The 17,892-nt window shown below is 38.6% G+C and carries 20 protein-coding genes; 5 read left to right on the plus strand and 15 right to left on the minus strand.

Features of this window, described 5'->3' with window-relative positions; all coding sequences use genetic code 11:
* Positions 1-98 precede the first annotated feature (98 nt).
* Together IHV11_RS11545 and IHV11_RS11550 are read right to left on the minus strand one after the other, a co-directional pair.
* On the minus strand, positions 99-335 hold the full coding sequence (locus IHV11_RS11545; RefSeq protein ID WP_197194702.1) for a hypothetical protein: 237 nt from the start codon (positions 333-335) through the stop codon (positions 99-101).
* A gap of 136 nt (positions 336-471) precedes the next feature.
* Positions 472-654 (minus strand): hypothetical protein, encoded by a 183-nt coding sequence (locus IHV11_RS11550; RefSeq protein WP_197190466.1) that lies wholly within the window; start codon positions 652-654, stop codon positions 472-474.
* A gap of 122 nt (positions 655-776) precedes the next feature.
* Between IHV11_RS11550 and IHV11_RS11555 the strand changes: the two genes are divergently transcribed.
* Positions 777-1,130, plus strand: coding sequence for a DUF2512 family protein (locus IHV11_RS11555; RefSeq protein WP_197194703.1), 354 nt, complete (start codon positions 777-779; stop codon positions 1,128-1,130).
* A gap of 51 nt (positions 1,131-1,181) precedes the next feature.
* Here the strand turns inward: IHV11_RS11555 and IHV11_RS11560 are convergent, their stop codons facing one another.
* Entirely contained in the window at positions 1,182-1,730 is a 549-nt protein-coding gene (locus IHV11_RS11560; RefSeq protein ID WP_370568651.1) for a class I SAM-dependent methyltransferase, read from the minus strand.
* Positions 1,731-2,027: 297 nt separating this feature from the next.
* Between IHV11_RS11560 and IHV11_RS11565 the strand changes: the two genes are divergently transcribed.
* Positions 2,028-3,434, plus strand: coding sequence for an alanine/glycine:cation symporter family protein (locus IHV11_RS11565; protein WP_197194704.1), 1,407 nt, complete (start codon positions 2,028-2,030; stop codon positions 3,432-3,434).
* A gap of 127 nt (positions 3,435-3,561) precedes the next feature.
* On the opposite strand, the gene IHV11_RS11570 is transcribed toward IHV11_RS11565, so the two are convergent.
* Complete coding sequence (locus IHV11_RS11570; RefSeq protein WP_312035158.1) at positions 3,562-3,726, minus strand: Fur-regulated basic protein FbpA; 165 nt, start codon at positions 3,724-3,726, stop codon at positions 3,562-3,564.
* A gap of 250 nt (positions 3,727-3,976) precedes the next feature.
* Here IHV11_RS11570 and IHV11_RS11575 point away from each other — a divergent pair, with 250 nt between their 5' ends.
* Positions 3,977-5,461 (plus strand): potassium/proton antiporter, encoded by a 1,485-nt coding sequence (locus IHV11_RS11575; RefSeq protein WP_197194705.1) that lies wholly within the window; start codon positions 3,977-3,979, stop codon positions 5,459-5,461.
* Positions 5,462-5,492: 31 nt separating this feature from the next.
* On the opposite strand, the gene IHV11_RS11580 is transcribed toward IHV11_RS11575, so the two are convergent.
* The 9 genes from IHV11_RS11580 to IHV11_RS11620 all read right to left on the minus strand — a co-directional run bounded on the left by IHV11_RS11580 (position 5,493) and on the right by IHV11_RS11620 (position 15,079).
* Positions 5,493-6,317 carry a mechanosensitive ion channel family protein gene (locus tag IHV11_RS11580; protein WP_197128185.1) on the minus strand — a complete coding sequence of 275 codons (825 nt, stop codon included), beginning with the start codon at positions 6,315-6,317 and terminating at the stop codon, positions 5,493-5,495.
* A gap of 100 nt (positions 6,318-6,417) precedes the next feature.
* Positions 6,418-7,404: a biotin synthase BioB gene (bioB, locus tag IHV11_RS11585; protein ID WP_197194706.1), complete on the minus strand. Its 987-nt coding sequence runs from the start codon at positions 7,402-7,404 to the stop codon at positions 6,418-6,420.
* Positions 7,405-7,419: 15 nt separating this feature from the next.
* On the minus strand, positions 7,420-8,022 hold the full coding sequence (locus IHV11_RS11590; RefSeq protein ID WP_197194707.1) for a biotin transporter BioY: 603 nt from the start codon (positions 8,020-8,022) through the stop codon (positions 7,420-7,422).
* Positions 8,023-8,364: 342 nt separating this feature from the next.
* On the minus strand, positions 8,365-9,189 hold the full coding sequence (locus tag IHV11_RS11595; protein ID WP_153238839.1) for a carbohydrate ABC transporter permease: 825 nt from the start codon (positions 9,187-9,189) through the stop codon (positions 8,365-8,367).
* A 12-nt stretch (positions 9,190-9,201) separates the two neighbouring features.
* Complete coding sequence (locus tag IHV11_RS11600; RefSeq protein WP_144703621.1) at positions 9,202-10,092, minus strand: carbohydrate ABC transporter permease; 891 nt, start codon at positions 10,090-10,092, stop codon at positions 9,202-9,204.
* A gap of 31 nt (positions 10,093-10,123) precedes the next feature.
* On the minus strand, positions 10,124-11,374 hold the full coding sequence (locus IHV11_RS11605; protein ID WP_197194708.1) for an ABC transporter substrate-binding protein: 1,251 nt from the start codon (positions 11,372-11,374) through the stop codon (positions 10,124-10,126).
* Between the two features lie 45 nt (positions 11,375-11,419).
* Entirely contained in the window at positions 11,420-13,513 is a 2,094-nt protein-coding gene (locus IHV11_RS11610; protein WP_197194709.1) for an amylo-alpha-1,6-glucosidase, read from the minus strand.
* Positions 13,514-13,586: 73 nt separating this feature from the next.
* Positions 13,587-14,603 carry a LacI family DNA-binding transcriptional regulator gene (locus IHV11_RS11615; RefSeq protein ID WP_197194710.1) on the minus strand — a complete coding sequence of 339 codons (1,017 nt, stop codon included), beginning with the start codon at positions 14,601-14,603 and terminating at the stop codon, positions 13,587-13,589.
* A gap of 137 nt (positions 14,604-14,740) precedes the next feature.
* Positions 14,741-15,079 (minus strand): LapA family protein, encoded by a 339-nt coding sequence (locus tag IHV11_RS11620; protein WP_197194711.1) that lies wholly within the window; start codon positions 15,077-15,079, stop codon positions 14,741-14,743.
* 125 nt (positions 15,080-15,204) lie between these two features.
* Between IHV11_RS11620 and IHV11_RS11625 the strand changes: the two genes are divergently transcribed.
* Positions 15,205-15,879 carry a haloacid dehalogenase type II gene (locus tag IHV11_RS11625; RefSeq protein WP_197194712.1) on the plus strand — a complete coding sequence of 225 codons (675 nt, stop codon included), beginning with the start codon at positions 15,205-15,207 and terminating at the stop codon, positions 15,877-15,879.
* A 222-nt stretch (positions 15,880-16,101) separates the two neighbouring features.
* On the opposite strand, the gene IHV11_RS11630 is transcribed toward IHV11_RS11625, so the two are convergent.
* Both IHV11_RS11630 and IHV11_RS11635 read right to left on the minus strand, forming a co-directional pair.
* Positions 16,102-16,665 (minus strand): hypothetical protein, encoded by a 564-nt coding sequence (locus IHV11_RS11630; protein ID WP_197194713.1) that lies wholly within the window; start codon positions 16,663-16,665, stop codon positions 16,102-16,104.
* A complete protein-coding gene (locus IHV11_RS11635; RefSeq protein ID WP_197194714.1) occupies positions 16,658-17,296 on the minus strand; it encodes a hypothetical protein in 639 nt (212 codons plus the stop codon). The genes IHV11_RS11630 and IHV11_RS11635 overlap by 8 nt, the downstream gene beginning before the upstream one ends.
* An 88-nt stretch (positions 17,297-17,384) precedes the next feature.
* Between IHV11_RS11635 and IHV11_RS11640 the strand changes: the two genes are divergently transcribed.
* A complete protein-coding gene (locus IHV11_RS11640; RefSeq protein ID WP_197194715.1) occupies positions 17,385-17,810 on the plus strand; it encodes a hypothetical protein in 426 nt (141 codons plus the stop codon).
* Positions 17,811-17,892: the final 82 nt, after the last annotated feature.

The following is a 17,892-nucleotide window of genomic DNA, read 5'->3' on the forward strand; positions in this document are numbered from 1 at the left end:
GGCATCTCCAATTCTTTGTTTCAACCATTATTACATGTTTTCCCATATGATTCTATAAGAAAAGACCAAGTATTTAAACTTGGCCATACCGATTGCACTTATTTTGTTTCGTCCTCTAATGAACTTTCAAGGTGCTTCATTAAATCGTAATAGTCATCTGGTCTTTGAAACTGTTCAACAGACCAATGCTGTTTAATCCACTGAGCAACTTCACTAGCACTGTTGAAGACTTCACCTGTCGTATCACTATCCCGTACTGTAAAGACCATATTGTCATAATCAACTGTAACATCACATGGAAACTTTCCGTCCTTTTTATATAGTGAATACTCCACCTTTCTAGCCTCCTTGTAAATTACTTTCTTACAGAAGTAATACCCACTCTCTTCATGTTTTATGACACTTCAAGGAAGAAGTTTTTAAACAAGGTATAAAACATGGCTGTAACGTTCATTCTGTTAAAGATTGCAGTTATAGGTCTTTTACGATGGATTTAGCATCATTCGAAAAGGCTGTTTTCGTAAGCTTTGTTGCTTTAGGAAGTGTTGATTTCCGTTCCAGGCTGCTCGCTTTCCACGGGGCAGACGCTGAGCCACATTCGTACGTTTCACTCTTAAGTGTCTCAGCTGTCCGCCTGTCCCGTAGGAGTCTCACACCTTCCACTCCAATCAATTTTCAAAGGTGACAAGTAGTTCAAAGCAACAATCTTTTAGAAAAGAGCGTTCGAAAAACATAAGAATCCCTATCAATTTAATCAGGACAAGGAGTAAATGAGTATGCAAAGTTTGATGATAAAAATTTTAGGTATTCCACTCGCACTTATATTAGCCAACTTTATATTTAAAAGTGTAGATTTTGAATTTGTCCAACCTTATATTTGGATCACGGCCATATTAGCCCCTCTAGGTGTATTGCTAGAATATATTATGGTTCCTCGCATTTCATACAGCAAGCAGCTTACGGTCGATTTTGCTTCAAGTTTTGTACTTGTCTACTTATTGGGACTTGCTTTACCTGGTGTAAGTATCACTTTGTGGGGCTCGTTTCTTATTGCCATCCTGATAACATGTATGGAGGCGATGGTTCATAAGCATTTAATCTCTGATCACTTGGACCATTCTTATCGTTAAACAAAAAAATGATCAGCACTTAACCGTGCTGATCATTTTTTTGTCTTTCATTTATTTTTCACAAATATATACGAAAGCTGGAGGGAAATTTTTCGCTACAAATGATATTTCAACGGTATGAAAGATGTTCTGAAATGTTCTTTTCATCTGAGTAGAATATTGAAATGCTACTAATATTCCCCCGGGCCGTAGCGACCTGTATACTTCCTCGACAATCTCGTTTTGTAATTCGCGTGTGAAATTTGCAAAAGGCAGCCCTGAGAAAATCGCATCGAGTGTTTCCTCATCTTTTCCAGTACTAGATAAGATATAACGAGCATCTTCACATACGGTATTTTTAAAAAATTCAAGTTTGAGTTTTTTTCTCATCTCTTCATCTTTTTCGAATATATAAAGCTCTGAGCCTGGCTTTAGATTGCGTATTATTTCCTTCGTTATTACACCTGTGCCTGCTCCTAATTCAGCAGCGATGTCTATATGATCCCAGCATAGAGGAGCCGTCATTCTCTTAGCTAAACTAAGAGAGCTTGGAAACAGACTCCCTACTTGTTTTGGTGATTGAAAAAACTTTTGTATAAATAAAGGGGTTCCGCCATCCACCCTCAACACCTACTTTAATTCCGATTATTACAATCAATTTTATCTAGTATATTCATGAAATATAGGTTGGTGAAAATACTGGACTCTTGAAATCTTTTTCCATTTATACCGTTTGTTCCTACATACTTCAGGGAATATTTATTTGGAAGAAATAAACGGAGCTCATCAATGTTTATCAGCTAACCTTACATGCTAAAAGAGAGTGGAAAAAATTATAATTGATAATTATGTAAGGTTTTGTTACATTAAAAAATGGTGTACAGCTGAGATAGACAAAAGAATAAATGAGGTGTATGTATGGATTGGATTAACAATTTCATAGGAAGTGTTAACACATATTTATGGTCTTATATCCTAATTGTCATGCTAATTGGGTTAGGACTTTATTTTACGGTCAGAACAAAATTTGTTCAGTTCCGTATGTTAGGAGAGATGATCCGCCTTTTAGGTGAAGGAGCAAGAGCTGATAAAAAAGGCGTTTCTTCATTCCAGGCTTTTTGTATCAGTACAGCTTCACGCGTAGGTACTGGTAACTTAGCTGGGGTGGCTCTCGCCATTACGGCAGGTGGACCCGGTGCAGTGTTTTGGATGTGGCTGATCGCATTAATCGGATCTGCGTCTGCATTCGTAGAAAGTACATTAGCTCAGATCTACAAAGTTAGAGATGGCGTTGCATTCCGCGGTGGACCCGCTTATTACATGGAAAAAGCATTGAATGCTCGCTGGATGGGTGTTATTTTTGCCATTTTAATTTCTATCACGTTCGGACTTGCCTTTAATTCTGTTCAATCGAATACGATAGCAAGTGCGTTTGGACAATCTTTTGATATAAAACCTGTTTATGTAAGTATTTTCTTAGCCGTTGTAACAGCAATTATCATTTTTGGTGGCATCAAACGTATTGCGAAAGTATCTGAGATCATCGTTCCAATCATGGCAGGTCTTTATATACTCGTAGCTCTGTTTTTGATGATCACAAATATTACAGAACTTCCTGCTGTTTTTAGCATGATCTTCGAAGGTGCTTTCGGTGTAGAGGAAGTAGCTGGCGGAGCACTAGGTGCAGCGATGATGAACGGTATCAAACGTGGTCTGTTCTCAAACGAAGCGGGTATGGGTAGTGCACCGAACGCAGCAGCGACAGCTGATGTCAGCCACCCTGTCAAGCAAGGCTTAATCCAATCCCTAGGTGTTTTTGTTGATACCCTATTGATCTGTTCTTCTACTGCCTTTATCATTCTATTGTCCGGGATGTATGATTCTAAGGAAGCAGATGGCATTATTTTAACGCAAGAAGCTTTAAACACTTTACTTGGATCTTGGGGTGGCCCTTTCCTAGCGATAATCGTTATGTTGTTTGCATTCAGTTCCGTAGTTGGAAACTATTATTACGGTGAGTCTAACATCGAGTTTATCAGTACGAACAAAGCTTGGTTGTTCATCTACCGAATAGCTGTTGTAGCTATGGTTGGTTACGGTGCAATAGCATCACTTGATTTTGTTTGGAGTTTAGCTGACATGTTCATGGGACTTATGGCGATCATCAACTTAATTGCTATTTCACTGCTTGGAAAAATTGCCTTTGATGCACTTGGTGACTATATGAAGCAAAAGAAAGAAGGAAAAGATCCTATTTTCCGTCCGTCTAGCATCGGACTAAAAAACACAGAGGCATGGGAAGAAGATGTTTCTTCAGATAAATAAAAATAAAAGAAGACTTCCTGAGTGAAGTCTTCTTTTATTTATGTTAGTTTTAAAATAACTGAAGCTTAAAAAAATAAAAAACTGGCATAGCAGCCAGTTTTAGTTACCATTTATCACTCAACTTATTTTAAGTGGCTTTTTCTTCTGCAGGCGGGGATAGTAAATCCTTTAATTGTTGTTCAAGATCCTGCAAAGAAAGCTCGTATAAATGACGTCCATCTGCTGTCTTATAAATATTATGTAACAATAGATCAGCAATTAAATTTTCTCTTTTTTGATGGTCCGCTGACACGTTCAATCCCTCCTGTAAATCTCTTCAACATTTTACTTACCCTGAAATGATGGAGAAAAAACTTCCATTAATAGTTTATGTAAAAAAATGACGAAGGTGATGTAATTTTACGACCATTATCTTCCGTCAAGATTACCCGCTTTTGGTTAAAATGTCAATTGTTACAAGACAATAATTGTCGTTGTTACTGTAAAACGATTTGTTGAATACTGGAGGGCTACATAATTGTAAAAAATAAAGGAGAGTTGTTATGTTCGAAGGTGGTCTTAACGTAGATTATTTTATTTTATTACTTGCAATCTTACTGCTGCTAGGTGTGGTGACTACAAAATTTTCTTCTCGTTTTGGAGTACCCGCTCTTGTTCTATTTATTGGAATAGGGATGCTTGTTGGAAGTGACGGGCTTAATTTTATTTATTTTGATGATCCACACTTAAGTCAGCTTGTTGGAGTAATTGCTCTGATTATTATTCTATTTGAAGGTGGGCTACAGACAAAATGGGGAAGCGTAAAACTTATCTTGACCACATCACTTTCACTCGCAACTTTTGGCGTATTCCTTACAACTGCTGTTGTAGCTGTATCTGTTAAGTTGTTATTAGATGTTAATTGGCTTGAAGCTTTTCTATTCGGATCAATCGTTGGTTCAACAGATGCTGCAGCGGTTTTCTCTGTATTAGCCGGAAAAAATGTGAAAGAAAAGCTTTCTTCAACGCTTGAAGCAGAATCTGGTTCCAATGATCCAATGGCAGTATTTTTAACGATTACCTTTATTGAACTGCTCACAAAAGATTCCACTTCAATTCTTGGACTCATTCTTTCATTCTTTTGGCAGATGGGAATGGGAGCTGTATTTGGGTATCTCTTTGGTAAACTTGCGGTTTATGCCATCAACCGTATACGACTTGAATCAAGTGGGCTCTATCCCGTATTTGCTCTTTCGTTTGCAATCTTAACATATGGGGTCACGATGCTTGCCGGAGCAAGTGGACTGCTTGCGGTATATGTTGCGGCTGTCTTAATGGGAAATAGTCACCTTACATACAGAAACTCAATTGTACGATTTAATGAGGGTTTCGCATGGATGATGCAAATTTTAATGTTTGCCATATTAGGTCTTCTTGTTTTTCCAAGTGAGCTGTTTCATGTTGATATCATGCTAAAAGGCTTAATGATCTCTTTTGTACTTATTGTTATCGCACGTCCAATAGGTGTTTTTCTAAGTATGCCTACTTCTGCTTTTACAATAAATGAAAAATTATTTATCTCATGGTCCGGCCTTCGTGGCGCTGTTCCTATTGTTCTAGCGACGTTCCCACTCATTGAAGGTGTAGAGAACAGCCAATTACTCTTTAATCTTGTATTCTTCGTTGTTCTTACTTCGGCTCTCATCCAAGGATCTACTATTCCTTGGGTAGCTCAGAAATTAAAATTAACTGAAAAAGAAAAACCTACTTCTCCACATGTATTGGAACTTGTTTCAATGGGTAAAGCAAACGCAGAGATCGTAGAGTTCTTTGTACCAGAACATGCAAAAATCATTGGACAGACACTTGAAGAAATTTCATTACCAAAAGAATCGGCCGTTAGTGCTATGATCCGTGGTGACGAATTGATCACACCAACAGGAAGAACCGAGATTCACGCTCACGATATACTTTATATTATGGCTCATAAAAGCAAACTGAAGAGTGTGACCGAATATTTATCAAAACAGAATATCGAAAAGAATTAAAAAAAGCCGGGGAACGTTCGCCCGGCTTTTCTTATGCTCCTTTTTCTACATTTACTTGATGAGGATACGGAATCTCGATGCCGTTTGCGTCTAAAGCTTCTTTTAAAGCTTTGCGCAACTCTCTCTCGACCGCCCACTGTTCTCCGTTTATCGTCTTAGAAATAATACGTATGACAACGTCGGAGGATCCTAACATTTGAACACCTAACACGTTCGGTCCTTCGATAATGCTAGGGTTCTTTTCTTTTACTTTGTCGCAAGCATCTTGTAATACAACAAGAGCCTTATCTATATTTTCTTCGTATGCGATCCCAATATCAACGAGTGCTCGCATATTACCGCGTGTATGGTTTGCGATCGTACTGATCTCACGGTTCGGCATATAGTTTAATGTACCATCAAATGCACGTATGTGAGTCGTTCGTAAACCCACTTCTTCTACAATTCCATCAACACCGCCAATCGTTACGTAATCTCCGACCTCCATCTGTTTTTCAAGGAGAATGAAGAATCCGGTAACAACATCACTTACAAGTCCCTGTGCTCCAAAACCTATGGCTAATCCGACTACTCCAGCCCCCGCAATAAGAGTACCAATTTCAAGTCCGAACTGCTTGAATAAGATACCAGCAAAAACAAAGATTAATACGTATGAAAATAGGTTGACCACAAGCTTTTGCAACGTAATGATTCTTCCTGAAGACATCTTTCTATGTGTTGCTGCTTTATCAAACATTCGGTTGATCACACGTCTACCGATTGAACGGATAACCAAGAACATGACGATGATCAATAAGAATTTCGCCGCCCATAAACCAGCTGCTAGCATAATCTCAGCCCAGTTTATTTTCCCCATCCAATTTTGCCATTTTTCCAAAAAAACCACTCCCACTATATACAATAGAATACTCCTTATTGTACAAAGCTTCGAGTGGCTTTTCAATCTTTAACAAAAACTATCGCGCTATAACTGGAGTTCGATCAATCAGAAAGCCCATATCTTCTAACATCTTATGGTCTGTTGTTGACTCTTGCCCTCTCGTCGTCAGATAGTCACCTACGAATATGGAGTTCGCGGCGTATAAACCGAGTGGCTGCAGACTTCTCAAGTTCACCTCACGTCCCCCTGAAATGCGAATCTCCTTTGTAGGGTTAATATAACGAAATAATGCAAGTACCTTTAAACAGTAGCGTGGATCTAACTCGTCTGTCCCTTCTAGCGGCGTTCCATCGATCGCATGCAAGAAATTCACTGGAATAGAATCTGCGTCTAGTACGTTAAGATTTCTTGCCATATCAATAACATCTTGTTTCGTCTCTCGCATACCAACGATAACTCCTGAGCAGGGAGAGATTCCGCTTTCCTTAACGATGTTTACCGTATTCACTCGATCATCATATGTATGAGACGTTGTAATATTTTTATGATTCCGAGCTGAAGTGTTTAAGTTATGATTGTATCGATCGACACCCGCTTCTTTTAGACGCTCTGCTTGTTCTGGTTTTAAGATTCCTAGACAAGCACATACTTTTAAGCCATATGTATCTTTGATTTCTTTGACAGCTTCAACCACTTTATCTACATCTCGATTAGAGGGTCCGCGACCACTCGCAACGATGCAATATGTTCCAACGTTCAAGTTATAGGCTGATTCAGCACCTCTAACCATCTCATCTTTATCCATCATTCGATAAGTTTCAATAGGTGCAGTTGAAACAATAGATTGCGAGCAATATCCACAGTTCTCTGGGCATGCGCCTGACTTTGTATTAATAATCATATTGAGTTTCACTAGATTACCATAATAATGCTTTCTGATTTGATAAGCCCCATGCAGAAGCAATAGCAAATCTTCATCTGGACAATTCAAAATATCAAGTGCCTCTTCGTTCGTAATCTCTTCACCACTCAAAACTTTTTTTGCAAGAGCATTCCATATCATCTAAATTGCACTCCTTTATGATGCATGTTTTGTTCGTTGAGAAATCGTCTTTTTACGTGCAAAGTTAATTCTCGGAGCTAACATACCTGCACAAATGGCTAGAATGATATCTTTAGGTAGTGGAACCATCATCCACGCCCATGCCATAGAATATGTGAAACCTTCTGGTGCATCTGCCCACATTTTATACGCCAAGAACATTAAGTTTGTCCCTACAATGTAGTTAATCGCTGTTCCTACAAGTGTTGCTACAATATAAGAAGTTTTTCCGCCATACTTTTCAATGATCAGACCCGTAAGATATGCCACTAAAATGTACGATAGTAAAAATCCAAAAGTCGGGCTGATCACTGTTGCAAAGCCACCTTTAAATTGAGCGAAGACAGGTGCTCCGACTAATCCGACTAATACGTATACACTCATCGCGATGGCACCTAATCTACTTCCTAACAAGGCTCCTGCCAGAATACAAAAAAAGGTCTGCAGCGTGATCGGCACTCCCCCAACCACCATGAAAGGAAACATGGTCGTGATGTTTGCACCTATTGCCATAAGAGCAACAAACATGCCGACTAACGTAATATCGATCGTTTTCAAGCCATTTCTTTGTGCTGTCATCTTTAATAAACCTCCAATATATGTTCTATATACGATTTAGAATAGCGAAGGTTCACAATTACGTCAACTTAAAATAAAATTAGGTTAACATTTATGTTATAAGTAAACCATTCAATAGACTGGAATGGTTTACTCCATTAATACACTAAATGAGCTTGTCGACTATCGTCGAAGATCGTTTAAATTATTTTATGTGTGAAATTGTGTGCAGTTACCGTGAATAAAATGTTGATTACCGTGAATAAAAAAGAGATTACCGTGAAATTAGTGGTTTTTTAGCAAAAAAACTGGCTATTCGTGTGCTTAGTTCCCACACCTCAAGCCAGTTTCACTTCAATCATTTTATTTGTCTCCTGTAAACTTGATTCCTTTTACAAAATATCGGTTAAAGAAAGCGTACAGGACAATAATCGGTAAAGTAAAGACCATCGATGCGGCCATTATATAGTTCCAAAATGAGATGAACTGGCCTTTGAATGAGTTCAGTCCTAGTGGTAGAGTGAACATGTCTTGATCGGACAAAATGATGAGTGGTCTCATAAAATCGTTCCAGAACGCCATGAATACGAAAATCGTCTGAGCTGCAAGTGCCGGTTTAGCAAGAGGCAAAACGATACGGAAAAATGTCCCGAAGCGTCCAAGCCCGTCGATCGCAGCTGCTTCTTCGACTTCTTTTGGAAAATTGATAAAGAACTGCCTCATCATAAAGATAAACGTCGCGTTCACCGCACCTGGAATGATCATTCCTTGATACGAGTTCAGCCATCCAAGTTCTTTAAGTATTAAGAAGTTTGGAATGAGCGTTACTTGGAAAGGAATCATCAATACGGCCAAGATCATTAAGAAAATGCTCTTTTTCCCTGGAAAGCTTAATCTTGCGAGTGCATATCCAGCCATAGAATTGAACAATAAGTTTAATAGGGTTCCGATTGTTGCAATGAACAAACTATTAAACAACCATCTTCCGAATAGTGGCTCCCTCGTAAAGATCTGTTTATAGTTATCAAGTGTAAAGTCTTTTGGAATAAAATTAATCGATCCACTTACGATCTCACCAAGTGTTTTAAAGGAAGAAGACAGTGCCCACAAAAACGGAATAACGGTGATGATTGCGTAAACGACAAGGATTACATACAAAGCTTTTCTTCCAGCCGTACGTTTTTTCATGGTATCTCCTCCTTAGTATAGTGATTCTTCTTTTGAAAATTTGCGCTGTAAAAGGGTTGCAACTAAGATGATGATGGCAAGCATGAAAGCGATAGCTGTAGCATAACCCATCGTTCCTAGTGTCTTAAATGCATATTGATAGATTAAAAGAACGACCGTTAGAGTGGAATTGTTCGGTCCGCCTGACCCTCCAGAGAAAATATAAGATTGATCGAAAAGCTGGAATGTCCCGATCAGTCCCATGATCACAACAAAGGATGTTACCGGTCTTAAGTTTGGAACCGTAATATGCCAAAACTTTTGAATCGGACCTGCTCCGTCGAGTTCAGCAGCTTCATAATGACTATCTGGAATGTCTTGAAGAGCAGCTAAATAAATAACCATGAAAAACGGTGCTGTTGCCCAGATATTCATAATCATGATAGCGATAAGAGCTACGTCTGGATCACCAATCCAGTTATACGTTGGTAGATTTAAGAACTTTAGAACATAGTTAATCAATCCGTTCTGATTATACATCCACATAAAAATAAGTGTTAACACAGCAGATGAAGTTAACGTTGGTAAGAAGTATACGATGCGAAAGAACTTCTGACCTTTGAGCCCTGCATTCAATGAAGCTGCTAATACTAAAGCTAGGAACGTCTGGGTTGGCACTACGATTGCAACATAGATAGCCGTGTTCTTGAGTGCAATAATGGCTCGATCATCAAATGTTACTTTCATAAAGTTATCAAGACCTCTAAACTCGTAGGTGGCTCCGCCGATCAGTTCTACTTTATGAAAGGAAAGAAACACAGCATAAAGGATCGGTGCGATTACAAATACGCCTAAAACGAGCAGCGCTGGCAGTAGAAATAGATACCCTTGCCCTGCTTCTCTTCTATCTTTTTTTGATAACATCTTCACATGGTTCACCTCGATTCATAAGTTATTATTCTGTTACTTTTATCTCTCTGTTCGCCTGTTTTTCTGCATCATTTAATGCTTCTTTTAAAGGTCGATCACCCAAGTACGCACTCAGGAATTGATTGTTAAAATTGTTCATCACGATTGGCAATGTTGGCCCATCCTGCCATACAGTTGCATATTCTGCTCCGCTAACAAGCGGACCGCGTAGTTTGTCTTGATCGAATCCTAGTTCAGCGGCTACAGACTTTCTTGTTGGAAGTGCAAAACCTTTGCTCGTCCACTTCTTCATACCTTCTTTACCCGTGAGATACTCAATCAGTTCCCAAGATTCTTTCTTATACTCTGATTCTGCATTCATAGCGTATCCGACCGTGAAGGACATCGTTCCTTTTTTACCGTTTATAGTCGGCAATTCAGCTGTTCCATAATCGAGCTCTGGAAACGTGTCTTCTAAAAACGGGATGTTCCAATTTCCTTCCATTACCATTGCTGCATTGCCGCGACCAAACATCTCACCAGCTGATTGCCCTGCACCCACTTCTGAAGGTGTTGCTGCAGTCTTATCTTTCACGTGCATATCAACAACTGGCTGAATGGCATCCACGACTTTATCGTCAGCAAAAGTGGCTCGACCGTCTGTGATGACCTGTCCACCACGGGATTCTGCCATATAATACATCCGTTCAATCTGTGGAAGCATACCAAGTCCGTATACTTGCTTTTCTTGATCGGTCAACTTTTTAGCCGCTAACTCCATTTCTTCCCACGTTTGTGGAGGTTCTGTAATACCGGCTTCTTTAAACATCTTTTTGTTATAAAAAAGAGCAAGTGTTGAGTAATCCTTTGGTAAACCATAAAGCTCCTCACCTTTTTTAAAGGCGTCAAGCATCGGCTTTTCAAAATCTGCTAGATCAAAGTCTTGAGTCACATATTTGTTGAGCGGTTCAACAGCGCCTGTCTCGATTAAAGCAGGGGCTTCAAAAGCATCAAGATAGAATACATCTGCTGCAGTACCTCCGATCAATCGGGTCTTTAGTACGTCCATGTACTGATCACTGATTGTATTCAATTTCACATCGATGTGAGGATGTTCTTTTTCAAAATCTGAAAGGACTTCATCTAAAAGTTTCTTCTCAGTCGGATTCCCTCCCCATCCACTCAGTACGATCTCTGTTTTTTCTGATTGACTTTCTTCATTTCCACAGCCAGATAATATCGTTGCTAGAAGCAATGAAGATATACTTAACGTAGACAGCCACTTTGTACGCCTCATTTTCTCAAGCTCCCTTCTTTAACTAAACTAAGTTGATGAATCACTCTATTTTTGAATCACTTGATATCCTGTCGTATTCTCTTTAATCTCCACTATCGTTTTTTCTTTCTCACGTCGAACATGAACAGAAAGATGTCCTTCGCCAATCTTAATTCCATCTACTCTAAGCTCATTCATGTTCTCCAACAGGTGTGGAGAGAGGTGAACGACTTTATTTAAACTATCTGGAAATAAACCAAGAATGGTTTGGATGAAAACTAATGGTGTTCCTGCAGCCCAAGCTTGAGGCGAACACGCGACCGGATATTTTACTGCTCTTCCTGTTTTAGAACCATATCCACAGAAAAGCTCAGGAAGTCTGTCGTATTCAAAGTGACTAGCAGCTTTAATCAATCCTGATATCACAGTGTTTGCATCCCTTTGGTGGTTAACCTTACTCATTCCAAGCAGGATCATGCTGTTGTCATGTGGCCATATGCTACCATCGTGGTAACTCATCGGGTTGTACCCGGCTTCTTCTTCTGCCATCGTTCGAATACCGTAACCAGAGAAAAAACGAGGTGAAACAAGTTTTTCTATCACCTTACTTGCTTTATGATCGTCCAGCATCTCTGCAAAAAGGACATGACCAGGATTGGTCGTTAATGTACCTACCTGTTTTTTATCCTTGTCTAACGCAATCGCATGGAACCCTTGCTCTTCCATCCAGAATTTCTCATCATACAATCTCTTTAGCTTTTCAGCTTCATTACGAAGTCTGTTTGCTTCCTCCACTTTTCCTTGTACTTCGAAAATGGCGGCGATACCGTTTTTAGCTTGATATACATAACCTTGAACCTCTGATAACGCGATCGGTGTTTCAGCGTAATCTCCGTTTCGATGCACGATAGAATCTCCGGAATCCTTCCACCCTTGGTTCGCGATTCCCTTACTCGATTCTTGATGATATTCTACGAATCCATCACCATCACGATCACCATATTCATCGATCCAATTCAGTGCTGCCTCTACATTCGGCTGCAGTTGATCTGCCAAAGTTAAATCACCTGTCCATTTTGTATACTCAGATAAAAGAACCAAAAACAGAGGTGTTGCATCAATCGTCCCGTAATAAGGTGTAAAAGGAACTTGGTTTGTAGAAGCTAGTTCTCCGTAACGAATTTCATGCATAATCTTTCCAGGCTGCTCATCCCGCCATGGATCCACCTTAGTACCTTGTTGAGATGCCATGGTTAATAAAGTGCCTTTTGCGATTTCAGGATTAAAGGCAAGCATCTGAAGCGCAGCGATCAAACTATCTCTTCCGAAAGGAACACCAAACCAAGGTAACCCCGCTACCGGAAATGCTCCATGCCCAATATCTGTTAGCAATACGCGAAGATCCATAATTCCTCTGTCAACAAGTCTTTGAAGAGGCTTATGATCTGTTTGAACTTTTGTTGTGTCTCTTTCCCAATCTTTGTATGAAGTCTTAAGTAGTTGAAGCGCTTTCTCCGGATTCATAACTATTCCTGATTTCCCGTTTATTTCTGGAGTTACAGAAAACGTAACCGTCTCGGTCTCACCGTGATTCAAATGAAAATCAAATGCGATAGATCCGTCCCTATCAACTGACTTTGCATCTCGATCCCATTGAACTCTCGTCGCACGATCAATATCGTCTGCGCCGCTGTAAAAATAATTGATAGAGTTCTCAGTAACTTCTTCGCCCGTCCTTCTTCCAATTTCACCATATTGAAACCCGCGAATAATAAACATGTCTGTAAAATCAGCATCAACATGAACACTAATTTCAAAATCTACCGGCTTTGGATAATAGCTTTTCAGATTAAGTGTTTCGTATAAAACTCCATCATAAATTAAGCGCTTTCTTTCGATCTCAACAGATTCCCTCCATAGGATGAGTTTTCCGTCCTCTTCCATGTGAGGGTTGGTTAGCAGGATTTCAGCTTCATAATTCTCATCCGCAGATGAAGAAAGAAGAATGGGATCTTGACCGTTTATTTTGATATCGAACTTGCTAAGAAACCGGGTGTCTTTCGTATACAAACCTAGTCCGTAATCATTCTCTTTCGGGATATTACCTTTGTCATCTGTTAAAAAAAATAGATCGTTTTCTTTGATTACACGGTAGTTCATTTGCTAAATCCTCCTGTTTTTTTAAGAATGGTTGTTTCCAAAACGTTTTCGGTCTTAGTCTAAGTAAAAACCACTATCTGTGGTTTTCGGTTGTTGATTCTCTTTTTATGAATGCAGTCTGAAGAACTTTATTCTTTTCAACTTCCTTTCCTTCTAGCAATTTCGTTAGAAGTGTAGTAGCTTCAAACCCTAATCTATAGCGATCTTGTGCAATCGTAGATAGAGAAGGCGTTGAATAAGCGGATAGGATAATGTTGTCATAGCCAACAACAGATAGATCTTTTGGTAGTTTCTTACCCATCTTTTTAGCGGCTCTCATAGCCCCCATCGCCATTAGATCACTGGCACAAAACAGCGCTGTAATCTCAGGGTGTTTACTTAATAGTTTGGTTGTTTCAAGTTCTGCCGATTCCTCTAAAAAAGCACCGTTTACAACATACTCTTCGTTGAAAGGAATTTCTTTATTCTGTAATGCTTCCTGATAGCCTGCTAACCGTTCCCGGCTAACAAAAGCTTGACTGTGCCCATTAATCATCGCAATGTTTTTATGTCCGAGATCAGTGAGATGCTCTACCGCTGTTTGTGCCCCGCCTTTGTTGTCGGTTGTAACATATCCAACTGATTCACTTTCAATCGGTATATCGATTAGAATACAAGGAATATCGCTTTTTAATACCTCATCCAAATAAGGATCGTCTGTTTTAATTCCTTGCAGAATCACCCCTTCTACTTTTCTTTCATTGCATAGCTGGTTATACGTTTTTTCCTGTTGTTTTTTTGAATCTGTACTGATTAATACTAGTTCATATCCAAGCTCTCCAGCACAGTCATTAACACCGCAGAGTACTTCAAAGGTAAAATTATCTTTACTTCCTTCAATTCGAAGTCCAGATACGAGTAATCCAATGGTTTTCGTCTTTTTCATCACAAGACTTCGAGCTAGCAAACTCGGACTATAATTAAGTTCTTGAGCGATCACCTTAATTTTTTCCCTTGTCTTTTCGTTTACATCAGAGTAGCCGTTCAACGCTCTCGAAACCGTTGTAACAGATACACCTGCTTTTTTCGCAACATCTCTAATTGTAGCCATCCGCATCCTCCAAAACGTTTTGGAATTGATTAGTTGTTATCTTAACGTTTTTTGTGACCGCTTTCAAGTATAAGTTAGTAACCATTTAAAAACCCTGAGAGAAGTCTCTTAAGACTAATCACAGGGTTTCTTAGCATCTACTTGTTTTCTTCTACTTTTTCATGAGGAATTTCTTCTGTTGGAGTTCCAGTTTCAGTAGAATTTTCAATAATACGTTCCTCTTTCCAAGATTCTTTTTCATTATGGATCTGGTGCAACTTTTTCACTTGTCGCTGCAGTTGAATTACTTTAATCAGACCAAATAGTCCGACTGATAGGCCACCGATTACGGCTGATCCTAAAATGACGAGTACTAATGGCCAGTTGGCAGTTCCAAAGAGGTAGTTGATCTCTACATCACCAACGTTTATGACCGCGAATGTTGCTATGATCAGTGCGAAGATAAAACCAAATAATAGATACAATTGCATTTTCATTATTATCACCTCATTGTTATCTATTCCCTCAATGACAGGGAAATTCACCTAAATTTTTATAAAATTTTTTTTGAAGTTAATCAGTTATGATTTCGGGTAACCTTGTATTATGAGGAGGTGCTTCATTGACGATTAAAGCCTATGTTTATGACGCATATGGAACGCTTTTCGATGTACATTCAGTTACTGAAAAAGCCGAATTTCTTTTTAGTGGTCATGGTGCTGCCATTAGTGAAGAGTGGCGAAAAAAACAAGTAGAGTATTTCATGCTTCACCAACTAACTGGAACATACATTCCATTTTCCGAAATCACACGCAATGCTCTTTTATATACTTTAAAAAAATTCTCTCTACAATGCAAAGAAGATGCACTTGATTCCTTAATGGAGGCTTATCTAGAGCTCCAAGTGTATGAAGAAGTTCCCGAAACTCTTCATAAAATTCAACAGAATAATGTAAAGCAGGTTATTTTTTCTAATGGAACTTATAAAATGTTAAAGCCATTAATTGAAAAAAGAGAGCTCACTGATGTTATAGATCTACTTTCAATTGAGGATGTTAAACAATATAAACCTGCACCTGCTGCCTATCAGTATGCTCAAGAGACGTTAGCGGTAAACCGAGATGAAATCTTATTCATGAGTTCTAACTATTGGGACATAACGGGTGCAACAACATATGGTTTTAAGACTGCATGGATCAATCGAGGAAATCAGCCAATGGATGTTTTAGGTGTAACTCCTCATTATATATTTGCCTCCCTCAATGATTTGTTGAAAGAAAAAGAGCTGCACTCATAACGATGCAGCTCTTACCTATCCTTCGTATGACTTCTAGAATTAACTACATAATCCGGTATTAACAAAGTACCTATGAAGAATAAACTACCCCCACCTATGCGAATAAGCCTCTCATGTTCAGTATCTATCATAAAAGAACTTAGCATAATTAGTGCACCTATAATAACGAACGTAATTCCCCAATATCGATATTTCAATATAAGCACTCCTTGTTTTAAAAAGTTAATTCAGCCACTTCATGATAAAAGACTTATTTTCTTCCAATTCTTTTTCTTGCTTTTCAGAAGTAGGAATCTGCTCTCCTTGCACGTTACGAATCTTCTTTTCAGCTTTAGATTCTGAATAGTTCGTATGAGATACAAACCAACCGGAATCCTCTTTCTTTATACGAACCCATACATCTTTTTGACAATCTGCACAGGATTCCATTTTGTAGTAGTGAAGCTTGTAAATATATTCCTTACTGTTTATACGATATTCAAACTGATCTAACTCTTTAAATGAGTAGGTAGGTTGTTCTTCTTTATTAGTTTCTGAAATAATATCCACGTACTTCATTTTTTCTGAATCGGAGAGCAAAGTGTATTGCATTGATTCATTATTTATTAACTTGGCCTCTCCCCACTGTCTAGCAATTCCTTGTGTCTCAACACTTTGATCATCTATATCTACAACAAGAACAAACAAAAGACAAACGATCAAGAAAGTAAATATTAAATGAAATGCATAGATTGATTCCTTATCTTCTTTTAATTCCAATTTAAATTTAATTTTGTCTTCATTCATTTCGTACTCCTGGCTGACTTTTATTAATCTCCACACTCACAACTGTTTGCCATGTTTCAGGTTTATGACATTTCATTGCAGGAGTTAAATAGATTTCTTTATAACTTGATTTCAGTGAAAGACTCTCTTGATCAGCAAAGTTCATGATTTCACTTAAAGTCTCAATTGAGTTTCGATAGTGACCTCTATGTAACTTTTGAACACAAGTGAGCGACTCATTAGAAATGAGTTGTAGTGTAGAAAGCTTGTTTCCCAATCTCTTTTCAACGTGAAAACATGCTTCTTCAAATAATTCTTCGGTTATACAATCAGGTACTTGCATCATTTGAGTTGTAAGAGATCTGCTGTCATTCTTCTCGTGCCATAAAATCTCGTGAGGCATAAGAGTAAATTTATATCTCAACTTATTTTTTGTTAAATGTTTAAGCTGATTTACGACTTTCCAGACGATCCATTGCTCATCAACTGGTTCAGGTCTACCTGCCCAATCCATTTGATAATTCGTGTTCATCTCTTGCGTAACATACTTCATAGCTGGTATCTCACGAACAGCAACTGGTCCCATCTTCATTTTATAAATCTCAGAATGAATGTTTCGATGGTCATGAGTCATTAAGTTCGTTTTCATCATAGCACCTCCTTCAATAAGGATTGGAAAATAATGATAATAAAAGAATAGCATAAAATAAACCGAATTTCTTTACAAAGGAGAGATTCAATTGTACAAAAAGTGGCTAATAGGATTAGGAATGTTTTTGCTTTCCTTTGGGATTATCTTCATGCTTTTCAATACTTACTTCTTAGCTGTGACACCAGAAAAACACATGGAATGGATAGAAAGATACGGCTGGAAAGCAGACGTTTTTCTTCCACGTAAGAAAGTATTTGTGATTCCTATTCAGCCTGAGTTCCGGCATACATACCAACTTGCCGATGTTAATTTTCATGGTTTAGAAAAGGGCACTATTGAACAAAATATATATCGGCTAAAAGGGAATTGCGGGAATCATCATCTTGAAGCTGTCCTATTAACGTATGAAGAGAATATAATTGATAGCTTCATTCAACTGTCTGAAAGTGACCCTGGTATTGTTAAGATGATGGACCAACCTGTGTTCATGGAACAAATTTGTCAGAAGCAGTGATTCGTGCATCCTCTTTTTCTCATCAGAAAGCTTTAAAAACGCAAAAAAACACTTATTCCCCTAAAGTCACAAGTGTTTTCTC

This window comes from Fictibacillus sp. 26RED30 (genome assembly GCF_015903845.1).
Taxonomy (GTDB): domain Bacteria; phylum Bacillota; class Bacilli; order Bacillales; family Fictibacillaceae; genus Fictibacillus; species Fictibacillus phosphorivorans.

Excerpts from the sequence above, each read along its gene's own strand:
- IHV11_RS11555 (WP_197194703.1), top strand. The coding sequence starts at position 777 with ATGCAAAGTTTGATGATAAAAATTTTAGGTATTCCACTCGCACTTATA.
- IHV11_RS11565 (WP_197194704.1), top strand. The coding sequence starts at position 2,028 with ATGGATTGGATTAACAATTTCATAGGAAGTGTTAACACATATTTATGG.
- IHV11_RS11575 (WP_197194705.1), top strand. The coding sequence starts at position 3,977 with ATGTTCGAAGGTGGTCTTAACGTAGATTATTTTATTTTATTACTTGCA.
- IHV11_RS11580 (WP_197128185.1), bottom strand. The coding sequence starts at position 6,317 with ATGGGGAAAATAAACTGGGCTGAGATTATGCTAGCAGCTGGTTTATGG.
- bioB (WP_197194706.1), bottom strand. The coding sequence starts at position 7,404 with ATGATATGGAATGCTCTTGCAAAAAAAGTTTTGAGTGGTGAAGAGATT.
- IHV11_RS11590 (WP_197194707.1), bottom strand. The coding sequence starts at position 8,022 with ATGACAGCACAAAGAAATGGCTTGAAAACGATCGATATTACGTTAGTC.
- IHV11_RS11595 (WP_153238839.1), bottom strand. The coding sequence starts at position 9,189 with ATGAAAAAACGTACGGCTGGAAGAAAAGCTTTGTATGTAATCCTTGTC.
- IHV11_RS11600 (WP_144703621.1), bottom strand. The coding sequence starts at position 10,092 with ATGTTATCAAAAAAAGATAGAAGAGAAGCAGGGCAAGGGTATCTATTT.
- IHV11_RS11605 (WP_197194708.1), bottom strand. The coding sequence starts at position 11,374 with ATGAGGCGTACAAAGTGGCTGTCTACGTTAAGTATATCTTCATTGCTT.
- IHV11_RS11610 (WP_197194709.1), bottom strand. The coding sequence starts at position 13,513 with ATGAACTACCGTGTAATCAAAGAAAACGATCTATTTTTTTTAACAGAT.
- IHV11_RS11615 (WP_197194710.1), bottom strand. The coding sequence starts at position 14,603 with ATGGCTACAATTAGAGATGTTGCGAAAAAAGCAGGTGTATCTGTTACA.
- IHV11_RS11620 (WP_197194711.1), bottom strand. The coding sequence starts at position 15,079 with ATGAAAATGCAATTGTATCTATTATTTGGTTTTATCTTCGCACTGATC.
- IHV11_RS11630 (WP_197194713.1), bottom strand. The coding sequence starts at position 16,665 with ATGAATGAAGACAAAATTAAATTTAAATTGGAATTAAAAGAAGATAAG.
- IHV11_RS11635 (WP_197194714.1), bottom strand. The coding sequence starts at position 17,296 with ATGATGAAAACGAACTTAATGACTCATGACCATCGAAACATTCATTCT.